This is a genomic window from Limnospira fusiformis SAG 85.79, assembly GCF_012516315.1.
GTDB lineage: Bacteria > Cyanobacteriota > Cyanobacteriia > Cyanobacteriales > Microcoleaceae > Limnospira > Limnospira fusiformis.
Window position 1 is genome coordinate 4,356,252 of sequence record NZ_CP051185.1, and the last position, 13,538, is coordinate 4,369,789.

Below are 13,538 nucleotides of genomic sequence, written 5' to 3' on the forward strand. Positions count from 1 at the left end.
CAAGAAACCCGTCCAAGAAACCCCGTTTCTCAGCCGAGACCGTAGGGCGGGTTTATTCATCAAGTCTTGGGGAAGGAACCCGCCCCTAAAATTAATTATTAATAATTAATAATTAATAATTAATAATTAATTGAGGTTTGGGGATATAGGGTAACGTTTAGTGCTATTTTCCGGCTGTATTCATCTCAATTTCTGGAAATCTCCGAGGTAAAAATATGAGTAATTCCACTCGCCGTCACTTTCTGCAATTCTTAGGCGCAGCCCTAGCCACCCTAGGAATTGACCCCGTTTTATTTCACCGAAAAACCCAACGCCATCGCCAAGTCTTAGCCCAGAGTACCTCCCGCAAACTCGCCTTACTCGTAGGAATTAACAGCTATTCCACACAGCCCTTAATCGGCTGTGTCAACGACATCTATTTACAGCGAGAATTACTGATTCACCGCTTTGGTTTCCACCCCCAAGACATCTACATATTAGAAGACAAACAAGCCACCAGAGACGGCATTTTAACCGCCTTTGAAGAATACTTAATCAAACAAGCCAAACCCGGAGATGTCGTAGTTTATCACTATTCTGGGCATGGTTCTCGCATTTTTGACCCCCAACCCATTCTCCGAGAAGTGGGAAGTACCCAACAACTCAACGGCACCTTTGTTCCCGTTGATGGCGACTTACCCCCTGGATATCCTAACGCACCAGGAAGCGTCAAAGACATTATGGGGCATACCTTATTTTTATTAATGTCCGCCTTACAGACCGAAAACGTCACCGTTGTATTAGACAGTTGTTTTGCCGGAGGTGCCACCAGAGAAGCGCGAGTCCGGTCTCGTGATGGTGGTCAAAACGTCCTAGTTTCCGACTATGAAAGAAGCTATCAGCAGCAGTGGTTATCACGCTTAAATATGTCCCCAGAAGAATTTGTTAACGGCTACCGCACCGGAGTTGCCAAAGGCGTAGTATTATCAGCCACAGCCCCCCATCAACTAGCGCGGGAAGTGAATGTTAATGGTTTTGACTGCGGCTTATTTAGTTATTTATTAACCCATTATATGTGGAATTCGGATAGTAATATACAACAGCTATTTACCAAAATCATCCCCGAAATTCCCAAAAACTTCTATCAACAGCCCCGTTATGAAGTCAAAGTAGGTAGTGGTTATCAACTCCAAACTCCCTATTTTATCAATAATCCGAACCCACCCGCCCAAGCCGTTGTCACCCAGGTAAGTGGCAGTAACGCCCAATTATGGTTAGGGGGGATTGATTTACGAAATGTCAGCAGTGGCACAATCTTAACCGGGGTAAATAGTACAGGAAAAGTCCGAATAATTGACCGGAATGGCATAGTAGCCCAAGCCGAAATCCAGGAACCAGTAACGGTAGGAACCCTATTGCATCAGGGAGGTTAATAGACTTATAACTTTCATTTATCCATTATCCCCCCTCTCGCCCTCACCCAGCTTTATTCGGAGGTTGGGTTGAGGAACGAAACCCCACATTATGGCTCAATTTGCGGGGATTGACTGACTCAAATCAACCCAGATTTTTTAGCTTTTGCTTACCCATAAATTGTCTGCAAAAATCAAGAAATAAACCCATGATTAAACCACAGCAACTCATCGAAATAGGATTGATAACAGCGACATTATCCGTGATGCTAGGGGAGTCAGTCCTGGCGACCTCATCACAGCTAAAAACCAATTCATCATCCCCTCAACCAACGCCTATAATTATCGCCCAAAATAGCAGTAATTCTGAAGCGGATAGATTGTTAAATGAGGGATTCATACTATTTCAACAAGGAACCGCCGAATCATTACGAGAAGCCCTAGAAAAGTTGCAAGCCGCCCGCGAACTCTATCGCGCTGCTGGGGATAAGGGAAATGAAGCCTTCACCCTGGTAGGTATGGGGAGAATTAATGATTTATTAGGAGAAAAACAAACAGCCCTAGACTACCTTAACCAAGCTTTACCCCTATTCAGGGCTGTGGAGGATAGAGGGGGGGAAGCTACTACTCTCAACAATATTGGCGGTGTGTACTCCGACCTGGGAGAAAAACAAACAGCCCTAGACTACTACAACCAAGCTTTACCCCTATTAAGGGCTGTGGGGGATAGAGGGGGGAAGCTACTACTCTCAACAATATTGGCCTTGTGTATGACTCCCTGGGAGAAAAACAAACAGCCCTAGACTACTACAACCAAGCTTTACCCCTGTATCGGGCTGTGGAGGATAGACGGGGGGAAGCGAGAACTCTCACCAATATTGGCGGTGTGTACTCCGACCTGGGAGAAAAACAAACAGCCCTAGACTACTACAACCAAGCTTTACCCCTATTAAGGGCTGTGGGGGATAGACGGGTGGACGCTACTACTCTCAACAATATTGGCCATGTGTACTCCGACCTGGGAGAAAAACAAACAGCCCTAGACTACTACAACCAAGCTTTACCCCTATTCAGGGCTGTGGGGGATAGACGGGGGGAAGCTGGTACTCTCAACAATATTGGCCGTGTGTACGACTCCCTGGGAGAAAAACAAACAGCCCTAGACTACTACAACCAAGCTGACGAGGTTTTATCAGCAGATGTTGAATGAGAATCAACCGCCCATTATAGCTTTAAGACAAGCACAATTAGAGATGTGGAATTCCGGTCAATGGCAGTCTCCCTATTATTGGGGTGCGTTTACTATTCAAGGAGATTGGCGGTAATTAATACAGCCACCCAGCTTTATTCGGAGGTTGGGTTGAGGAACGAAACCCCACATTATGGCTCAATTTGCGGGGATTGACTGACTCAAATCAACCCAGATTTTTTAGCTTTTGCTTACCCATAAATTGTCTGCAAAAATCAAGAAATAAACCCATGATTAAACCACAGCAACTCATCGAAATAGGATTGATAACAGCCACATTATCCGTGATGCTAGGGGAGTCAGTCTTGGCGACCTCATCACAGCTAAAAACCAATTCATCATCCCCTCAACCAACGCCTATAATTATCGCCCAAAATAGCAGTAATTCTGAAGCGGATAGATTGTTAAATGAGGGATTCATACTATTTCAACAAGGAACCGCCGAATCATTACGAGAAGCCCTAGAAAAGTTGCAAGCCGCCCGCGAACTCTATCGCGCTGCTAGGGATAAGGGAAATGAAGCCGTCACCCTGCTGGGTATGGGGAGAATTAATGATTTATTAGGAGAAAAACAAACAGCCCTAGACTACTACAACCAAGCTTTACCCCTGTATCGGGCTGTGGAGGATAGAGGGGGGGAAGCTACTACTCTCAACAATATTGGCCTTGTGTACGACTCCCTGGGAGAAAAACAAACAGCCCTAGACTACTACAACCAAGCTTTACCCCTAGTAAGGGCTGTGGAGGATAGAGGGGGGGAAGCTACTACTCTCAACAATATTGGCCTTGTGTACGACTCCCTGGGAGAAAAACAAACAGCCCTAGACTACCTTAACCAAGCTTTACCCCTAAGAAGGGCTGTGGGGGATAGAGGGGGGGAAGCTACTACTCTCACCGGTATTGGCGTTGTGTACTCCGACCTGGGAGAAAAACAAACAGCCCTAGACTACTACAACCAATCTTTACCCCTATCAAGGGCTGTGGGGGATAGAGGGGGGGAAGCTACTACTCTCACCGGTATTGGCGTTGTGTACTACTCCCTGGGAGAAAAACAAACAGCCCTAGACTACTACAACCAAGCTTTACCCCTATTCAGGGCTGTGGGGGATAGACGGGGGGAAGCTGCTACTCTCAACAATATTGGCGGTGTGTACTCCTCCCTGGGAGAAAAACAAACAGCCCTAGACTACTACAACCAAGCTTTACCCCTATCAAGGGCTGTGGAGGATAGACGGGGGGAAGCTGCTACTCTCAACAATATTGGCGCTGTGTACTCCTCCCTGGGAGAAAAACAAACAGCCCTAGACTACTACAACCAAGCTTTACCCCTAGTAAGGGCTGTGGGGGATAGAGGGGGGGGAGCTGCTACTCTCACCAATATTGGCCGTGTGTACTCCGACCTGGGAGAAAAACAAACAGCCCTAGACTACTACAACCAAGCTTTACCCCTAAGAAGGGCTGTGGAGGATAGAGGGGGGGAAGCTACTACTCTCACCAATATGGCTTCTCTCCAACGTTCCCAAGGCGAACTCACCGAAGCCCTGGTTAATATGGAAAAGGCGATTAACTTAACTGAAGAACTCCGCAGCCTAGCCCCTCCCGGCGAACTCCGCCAAACCTTTTTCTCCACCGTTCAAGACCGTTATCAATTATATATTGAATTGTTAATGGAACTGCATCAACAAAACCCCCAAAAAGGATATGATGCCCTCGCTTTTCACGCCAGCGAACGTTCTCGCGCCCGCCGCCTTTTGGAACTTCTCGCCGAGGCTGGTGCGAATATTCGTGAAGGCGTAGACCCCCAACTTTTGCAGCAGGAACAAAGCCTAATACAACAACACAATGCCATAGAACATCAACGCCATGAACTCACCCGGGGTCAATTTACCACAGCACAAATCGATGCACTTACAACTCAATCCCAATCTCTCATTAATCAACTCAATCAACTACAAACCCAAATTAGGGTAGTCAGTCCCAACTATGCTAACCTGCAATATCCCCAACCTCTCAACTTAGAACAAGTGCAGCAACAGGTACTTGATGATGATACCTTGCTGTTACAATATTACCTAGGAGAAGAACGCAGTTTTCTCTGGGCGGTGACTAAGGATAGTATCACCAGCTATATTCTGCCCAACTCAACCGAAATCGAAGCCGTAGCTACCCCCTATCGAGAAGCGATTAACCTTGATAATACCACCACAGTAGCACAGGGATTAGCCCTGAGTGAAATCTTGATTGCTCCCGTAGTTAATCAACTGAATAATCAACGGTTATTGATAGTCGCAGATGGGATTTTACAATTCATTCCCTTTGCCGCTTTACCCATACCTTCTCAACCCGATACCCCCCTATTAGTCGAACATGAAATCGTCACCGCTTCCTCAGCTACTCTCATTGCTAATCAACGAGAACAATTAGCCAATCGACCGACGGCTGCCAAAGCTGTTGCGGTGATTGCTGACCCGATTTTTGAATCCAACGACCCGCGCTTAAATTCTCAAATATCCTCCGAAAATAACCCTCCCAGCTTAGATAATTTAGCCTTAGCTAGGGCGACCAGAAGTTTAGGTTTAGGAGATACAGCCCCCCAGTTAAACCGTTTAGAATATAGCCGATTGGAAGCCCAAAATATCGCGGAATTATTCCCGGAAAATGAAAGAATCAAAGCCTTAGATTTTGAGGCTTCCCGCTACCTAGCGACTCACCCCAATTTATCGCAATATCAAATCATCCACTTCGCCACTCATGGGTTAATTCATCCAGTCAACCCGGAATTATCAGGATTAGTGTTATCATTATTTAATCCCCAGGGAGAATCGGATAATGGCTTTTTGCGGTTAAATGATATATTTAACCTAAATTTACCCGCCGAATTAGTGGTATTAAGCGCCTGTCAGACTGGTTTAGGTCGGGAAGTGAGGGGAGAGGGATTAGTGGGTTTAACTCGCGGTTTTATGTATGCAGGAGCGCGGCGAGTGGTGGTGAGTTTATGGAATGTGAATGATTTGGCGACTTCCCAGTTAATGACGAGGTTTTATCAGCAGATGTTGAATGAGAATCAACCGCCCATTATAGCTTTAAGACAAGCACAATTAGAGATGTGGAATTCGGGTCAATGGCAGTCTCCCTATTATTGGGGTGCGTTTACTATTCAAGGAGATTGGCGGTAATTAATACAGCCACCCAGCTTTATTCGGAGGTTGGGTTGAGGAACGAAACCCCACATTATGGCTCAATTTGCGGGGATTGACTGACTCAAATCAACCCAGATTTTTTAGCTTTTGCTTACCCATAAATTGTCTGCAAAAATCAAGAAATAAACCCATGATTAAACCACAGCAACTCATCGAAATAGGATTGATAACAGCGACATTATCCGTGATGCTAGGGGAGTCAGTCCTGGCGACCTCATCACAGCTAAAAACCAGTTCATCATCCCCTCAAACAACGCCTATAATTATCGCCCAAAATAGCAGTAATTCTGAAGCGGATAGATTGTTAAATGAGGGATTCATACTATTTCAACAAGGAACCGCCGAATCATTACGAGAAGCCCTAGAAAAGTTGCAAGCCGCCCGCGAACTCTATCGCGCTGCTAGGGATAAGGGAAATGAAGCCGTCACCCTGCTGGGTATGGGGAGAATTAATGATTTATTAGGAGAAAAACAAACAGCCCTAGACTACTACAACCAAGCTTTACCCCTGTATCGGGCTGTGGAGGATAGAGGGGGGGAAGCTACTACTCTCAACAATATTGGCCTTGTGTACGACTCCCTGGGAGAAAAACAAACAGCCCTAGACTACTACAACCAAGCTTTACCCCTGTATCGGGCTGTGGAGGATAGAGGGGGGGAAGCCACTACTCTCAACAATATTGGCCTTGTGTACGACTCCCTGGGAGAAAAACAAACAGCCCTAGACTACTACAACCAAGCTTTACCCCTAAGAAGGGCTGTGGAGGATAGAGGGGGGGAAGCTGGTACTCTCAACAATATTGGCCATGTGTACTCCGACCTGGGAGAAAAACAAACAGCCCTAGACTACTACAACCAAGCTTTACCCCTATTCAGGGCTGTGGAGGATAGAGGGGGGGAAGCTAATACTCTCAACAATATTGGCCATGTGTACTCCGACCTGGGAGAAAAACAAACAGCCCTAGACTACTACAACCAAGCTTTACCCCTATTCAGGGCTGTGGAGGATAGAGGGGGGGAAGCTACTACTCTCACCAATATTGGCCGTGTGTACGACTCCCTGGGAGAAAAACAAACAGCCCTAGACTACTACAACCAAGCTGACGAGGTTTTATCAGCAGATGTTGAATGAGAATCAACCGCCCATTATAGCTTTAAGACAAGCACAATTAGAGATGTGGAATTCCGGTCAATGGCAGTCTCCCTATTATTGGGGTGCGTTTACTATTCAAGGAGATTGGCGGTAATTAATACAGCCACCCAGCTTTATTCGGAGGTTGGGTTGAGGAACGAAACCCCACATTATGGCTCAATTTGCGGGGATTGACTGACTCAAATCAACCCAGATTTTTTAGCTTTTGCTTACCCATAAATTGTCTGCAAAAATCAAGAAATAAACCCATGATTAAACCACAGCAACTCATCGAAATAGGATTGATAACAGCCACATTATCCGTGATGCTAGGGGAGTCAGTCTTGGCGACCTCATCACAGCTAAAAACCAATTCATCATCCCCTCAACCAACGCCTATAATTATCGCCCAAAATAGCAGTAATTCTGAAGCGGATAGATTGTTAAATGAGGGATTCATACTATTTCAACAAGGAACCGCCGAATCATTACGAGAAGCCCTAGAAAAGTTGCAAGCCGCCCGCGAACTCTATCGCGCTGCTAGGGATAAGGGAAATGAAGCCGTCACCCTGCTGGGTATGGGGAGAATTAATGATTTATTAGGAGAAAAACAAACAGCCCTAGACTACTACAACCAAGCTTTACCCCTGTATCGGGCTGTGGAGGATAGAGGGGGGGAAGCTACTACTCTCAACAATATTGGCCTTGTGTACGACTCCCTGGGAGAAAAACAAACAGCCCTAGACTACTACAACCAAGCTTTACCCCTGTATCGGGCTGTGGAGGATAGAGGGGGGGAAGCTACTACTCTCAACAATATTGGCCTTGTGTACGACTCCCTGGGAGAAAAACAAACAGCCCTAGACTACCTTAACCAAGCTTTACCCCTAAGAAGGGCTGTGGAGGATAGAGGGGGGGAAGCTGGTACTCTCAACAATATTGGCCATGTGTACTCCGACCTGGGAGAAAAACAAACAGCCCTAGACTACTACAACCAAGCTTTACCCCTATTCAGGGCTGTGGAGGATAGACGGGGGGAAGCTGCTACTCTCAACAATATTGGCGCTGTGTACTCCTCCCTGGGAGAAAAACAAACAGCCCTAGACTACTACAACCAAGCTTTACCCCTAAGAAGGGCTGTGGAGGATAGAGGGGGGGAAGCTACTACTCTCAGCAATATTGGCCTTGTGTACTCCGACCTGGGAGAAAAACAAACAGCCCTAGACTACTACAACCAAGCTTTACCCCTAAGAAGGGCTGTGGAGGATAGAGGGGGGGAAGCTACTACTCTCAACAATATTGGCGCTGTGTACTCCTCCCTGGGAGAAAAACAAACAGCCCTAGACTACTACAACCAAGCTTTACCCCTATTAAGGGCTGTGGGGGATAGAGGAATGGAAGCTACTACTCTCAACAATATTGGCCTTGTGTACGACTCCCTGGGAGAAAAACAAACAGCCCTAGACTACCTTAACCAAGCTTTACCCCTATTCAGGGCTGTGGAGGATAGAGGGGGGGAAGCCAATACCCTCACCAATATGGCTTCTCTCCAACGTTCCCAAGGCGAACTCACCGAAGCCCTGGTTAATATGGAAAAGGCGATTAACTTAACTGAAGAACTCCGCAGCCTAGCCCCTCCCGGCGAACTCCGCCAAACCTTTTTCTCCACCGTTCAAGACCGTTACCAATTATATATTGAATTGTTAATGGAACTGCATCAACAAAACCCCCAAAAAGGATATGATGCCCTCGCTTTTCACGCCAGCGAACGTTCTCGCGCCCGCAGCCTTTTGGAACTTCTCGCCGAGGCTGGTGCGAATATTCGTGAAGGCGTAGACCCCCAACTTTTGCAGCAGGAACAAAGCCTAATACAACAACACAATGCCATAGAACATCAACGCCATGAACTCACCCGGGGTCAATTTACCACAGCACAAATCGATGCACTTACAACTCAATCCCAATCTCTCATTAATCAACTCAATCAACTACAAACCCAAATTAGGGTAGTCAGTCCCAACTATGCTAACCTGCAATATCCCCAACCTCTCAACTTAGAACAAGTGCAGCAACAGGTACTTGATGATGATACCTTGCTGTTACAATATTACCTAGGAGAAGAACGCAGTTTTCTCTGGGCGGTGACTAAGGATAGTATCACCAGCTATATTCTGCCCAACTCAACCGAAATCGAAGCCGTAGCTACCCCCTATCGAGAAGCGATTAACCTTGATAATACCACCACAGTAGCACAGGGATTAGCCCTGAGTGAAATCTTGATTGCTCCCGTAGTTAATCAACTGAATAATCAACGGTTATTGATAGTCGCAGATGGGATTTTACAATTCATTCCCTTTGTCGCTTTACCCATACCTTCTCAACCCGATACCCCCCTATTAGTCGAACATGAAATCGTCACCGCTTCCTCAGCTACTCTCATTGCTAATCAACGAGAACAATTAGCCAATCGACCGACGGCTGCCAAAGCTGTTGCGGTGATTGCTGACCCGATTTTTGAATCCAACGACCCGCGCTTAAATTCTCAAATATCCTCCGAAAATAACCCTCCCAGCTTAGATAATTTAGCCTTAGCTAGGGCGACCAGAAGTTTAGGTTTAGGAGATACAGCCCCCCAGTTAAACCGTTTAGAATATAGCCGATTGGAAGCCCAAAATATCGCGGAATTATTCCCGGAAAATGAAAGAATCAAAGCCTTAGATTTTGAGGCTTCCCGCTACCTAGCGACTCACCCCAATTTATCGCAATATCAAATCATCCACTTCGCGACTCATGGGTTAATTCATCCAGTCAACCCGGAATTATCAGGATTAGTGTTATCATTATTTAATCCCCAGGGAGAATCGGATAATGGCTTTTTGCGGTTAAATGATATATTTAACCTAAATTTACCCGCCGAATTAGTGGTATTAAGCGCCTGTCAGACTGGTTTAGGTCGGGAAGTGAGGGGAGAGGGATTAGTGGGTTTAACTCGCGGTTTTATGTATGCAGGAGCGCGGCGAGTGGTGGTGAGTTTATGGAATGTGAATGATTTGGCGACTTCCCAGTTAATGACGAGGTTTTATCAGCAGATGTTGAATGAGAATCAACCGCCCATTATAGCTTTAAGACAAGCACAATTAGAGATGTGGAATTCGGGTCAATGGCAGTCTCCCTATTATTGGGGTGCGTTTACTATTCAAGGAGATTGGCGGTAATTAATACAGCCACCCAGCTTTATTCGGAGGTTGGGTTGAGGAAAGAAACCCCACATTATGGCTCAATTTGCGGGGATTGACTGACTCAAATCAACCCAGATTTTTTAGCTTTTGCTTACCCATAAATTGTCTGCAAAAATCAAGAAATAAACCCATGATTAAACCACAGCAACTCATCGAAATAGGATTGATAACAGCGACATTATCCGTGATGCTAGGGGAGTCAGTCCTGGCGACCTCATCACAGCTAAAAACCAATTCATCATCCCCTCAACCAACGCCTATAATTATCGCCCAAAATAGCAGTAATTCTGAAGCGGATAGATTGTTAAATGAGGGATTCATACTATTTCAACAAGGAACCGCCGAATCATTACGAGAAGCCCTAGAAAAGTTGCAAGCCGCCCGCGAACTCTATCGCGCTGCTGGGGATAAGGGAAATGAAGCCTTCACCCTGGTAGGTATGGGGAGAATTAATGATTTATTAGGAGAAAAACAAACAGCCCTAGACTACTACAACCAAGCTTTACCCCTGTATCGGGCTGTGGAGGATAGACGGGGGGAAGCTACTACTCTCAACAATATTGGCGGTGTGTACGACTCCCTGGGAGAAAAACAAACAGCCCTAGACTACTACAACCAAGCTTTACCCCTATTAAGGGCTGTGGAGGATAGAGGGGGGGAAGCTGCTACTCTCAACAATATTGGCCTTGTGTATGACTCCCTGGGAGAAAAACAAACAGCCCTAGACTACTACAACCAAGCTTTACCCCTATCAAGGGCTGTGGAGGATAGAGGGGGGGAAGCTGCTACTCTCAACAATATTGGCCTTGTGTACGACTCCCTGGGAGAAAAACAAACAGCCCTAGACTACCTTAACCAAGCTTTACCCCTAGTAAGGGCTGTGGAGGATAGATGGGGGGAAGCGAGAACTCTCACCAATATTGGCGGTGTGTACGACTCCCTGGGAGAAAAACAAACAGCCCTAGACTACTACAACCAAGCTTTACCCCTATTAAGGGCTGTGGAGGATAGAGGGGGGGAAGCTACTACTCTCAACAATATTGGCGCTGTGTACTCCTCCCTGGGAGAAAAACAAACAGCCCTAGACTACTACAACCAAGCTTTACCCCTAAGAAGGGCTGTGGAGGATAGAGGGGGGGAAGCTACTACTCTCAACAATATTGGCGCTGTGTACGACTCCCTGGGAGAAAAACAAACAGCCCTAGACTACTACAACCAAGCTTTACCCCTATTAAGGGCTGTGGGAGATAGACGGGTGGAAGCTACTACTCTCAACAATATTGGCGCTGTGTACGACTCCCTGGGAGAAAAACAAACAGCCCTAGACTACTACAACCAAGCTTTACCCCTATCAAGGGCTGTGGGGGATAGAGGAATGGAAGCTACTACTCTCACCAATATTGGCCGTGTGTACGACTCCCTGGGAGAAAAACAAACAGCCCTAGACTACTACAACCAAGCTTTACCCCTATCAAGGGCTGTGGGGGATAGAGGAATGGAAGCTACTACTCTCACCAATATTGGCCGTGTGTACGACTCCCTGGGAGAAAAACAAACAGCCCTAGACTACCTTAACCAAGCTTTACCCCTATCAAGGGCTGTGGGGGATAGACGGGGGGAAGCCTATACCCTCACCGGTATGGCTTTTCTCCAACGTTCCCAAGGCGAACTCACCGAAGCCCTGGTTAATATGGAAAAGGCGATTAACTTAACTGAAGAACTCCGCAGCCTAGCCCCTCCCGGCGAACTCCGCCAAACCTTTTTCTCCACCGTTCAAGACCGTTACCAATTATATATTGAATTGTTAATGGAACTGCATCAACAAAACCCCCAAAAAGGATATGATGCCCTCGCTTTTCACGCCAGCGAACGTTCTCGCGCCCGCAGCCTTTTGGAACTTCTCGCCGAGGCTGGTGCGAATATTCGTGAAGGCGTAGACCCCCAACTTTTGCAGCAGGAACAAAGCCTAATACAACAACACAATGCCATAGAACATCAACGCCATGAACTCACCCGGGGTCAATTTACCCAAGCACAAATCGATGCACTTACAACTCAATCCCAATCTCTCATTAATCAACTCAATCAACTACAAACCCAAATTAGGGTAGTCAGTCCCAACTATGCTAACCTGCAATATCCCCAACCTCTCAACTTAGAACAAGTGCAGCAACAGGTACTTGATGATGATACCTTGCTGTTACAATATTACCTAGGAGAAGAACGCAGTTTTCTCTGGGCGGTGACTAAGGATAGTATCACCAGCTATATCCTGCCCAACTCAACCGAAATCGAAGCCGTAGCCGCCCCCTATCGAGAAGCGATTAACCTTGATAATACCACCACCGTAGCACAGGGATTAGCCCTGAGTGAAATCTTGATTGCTCCCGTAGTTAATCAACTGAATAATCAACGGTTATTGATAGTCGCAGATGGGATTTTACAATTCATTCCCTTTGCCGCTTTACCCATACCTTCTCAACCCGATACCCCCCTATTAGTCGAACATGAAATCGTCACCGCTTCCTCAGCTACTCTCATTGCTAATCAACGAGAACAATTAGCCAATCGACCGACGGCTGCCAAAGCTGTTGCGGTGATTGCTGACCCGATTTTTGAATCCAACGACCCGCGCTTAAATTCTCAAATATCCTCCGAAAATAACCCTCCCAGCTTAGATAATTTAGCCTTAGCTAGGGCGACCAGAAGTTTAGGTTTAGGAGATACAGCCCCCCAGTTAAACCGTTTAGAATATAGCCGATTGGAAGCCCAAAATATCGCGGAATTATTCCCGGAAAATGAAAGAATCAAAGCCTTAGATTTTGAGGCTTCCCGCTACCTAGCGACTCACCCCAATTTATCGCAATATCAAATCATCCACTTCGCCACTCATGGGTTAATTCATCCAGTCAACCCGGAATTATCAGGATTAGTGTTATCATTATTTAATCCCCAGGGAGAATCGGATAATGGCTTTTTGCGGTTAAATGATATATTTAACCTAAATTTACCCGCCGAATTAGTGGTATTAAGCGCCTGTCAGACTGGTTTAGGTCGGGAAGTGAGGGGAGAGGGATTAGTGGGTTTAACTCGCGGTTTTATGTATGCAGGAGCGCGGCGAGTGGTGGTGAGTTTATGGAATGTGAATGATTTGGCGACTTCCCAGTTAATGACGAGGTTTTATCAGCAGATGTTGAATGAGAATCAACCGCCCATTATAGCTTTAAGACAAGCACAATTAGAGATGTGGAATTCGGGTCAATGGCAGTCTCCCTATTATTGGGGTGCGTTTACTATTCAAGGAGATTGGCGGTAAATTCAGGAAAG

The 13,538-nt window shown here is 46.3% G+C and carries 6 protein-coding genes and 2 pseudogenes; all 8 read left to right on the forward strand.

Annotated elements, in window-relative coordinates:
• The first annotated feature begins 215 nt into the window (after positions 1–215).
• The 8 genes and pseudogenes from HFV01_RS20395 (at position 216) to HFV01_RS20430 (ending at position 13,527) form a co-directional block, all read left to right on the forward strand.
• Positions 216–1,412: a caspase family protein gene (locus HFV01_RS20395; RefSeq protein WP_006621060.1), complete on the forward strand. Its 1,197-nt coding sequence runs from the start codon at positions 216–218 to the stop codon at positions 1,410–1,412.
• Between the two features lie 188 nt (positions 1,413–1,600).
• Positions 1,601–2,571 (forward strand): annotated as a pseudogene (locus tag HFV01_RS20400) (tetratricopeptide repeat protein); the annotation flags it as partial.
• Between the two features lie 19 nt (positions 2,572–2,590).
• Positions 2,591–2,716 (forward strand): CHAT domain-containing protein, encoded by a 126-nt coding sequence (locus HFV01_RS20405; RefSeq protein ID WP_006670715.1) that lies wholly within the window; start codon positions 2,591–2,593, stop codon positions 2,714–2,716.
• A 154-nt stretch (positions 2,717–2,870) separates the two neighbouring features.
• Positions 2,871–5,816 (forward strand): CHAT domain-containing tetratricopeptide repeat protein, encoded by a 2,946-nt coding sequence (locus HFV01_RS20410; protein ID WP_193520342.1) that lies wholly within the window; start codon positions 2,871–2,873, stop codon positions 5,814–5,816.
• Between the two features lie 154 nt (positions 5,817–5,970).
• A pseudogene (locus HFV01_RS20415) lies at positions 5,971–6,942 on the forward strand (tetratricopeptide repeat protein); the annotation flags it as partial.
• Positions 6,943–6,961: 19 nt separating this feature from the next.
• Complete coding sequence (locus tag HFV01_RS20420) at positions 6,962–7,087, forward strand: CHAT domain-containing protein (RefSeq protein WP_006670715.1); 126 nt, start codon at positions 6,962–6,964, stop codon at positions 7,085–7,087.
• Between the two features lie 154 nt (positions 7,088–7,241).
• Complete coding sequence (locus HFV01_RS20425; RefSeq protein ID WP_193520343.1) at positions 7,242–10,187, forward strand: CHAT domain-containing tetratricopeptide repeat protein; 2,946 nt, start codon at positions 7,242–7,244, stop codon at positions 10,185–10,187.
• A 154-nt stretch (positions 10,188–10,341) separates the two neighbouring features.
• Complete coding sequence (locus HFV01_RS20430) at positions 10,342–13,527, forward strand: CHAT domain-containing tetratricopeptide repeat protein (protein WP_193520344.1); 3,186 nt, start codon at positions 10,342–10,344, stop codon at positions 13,525–13,527.
• Positions 13,528–13,538 lie beyond the last annotated feature (11 nt).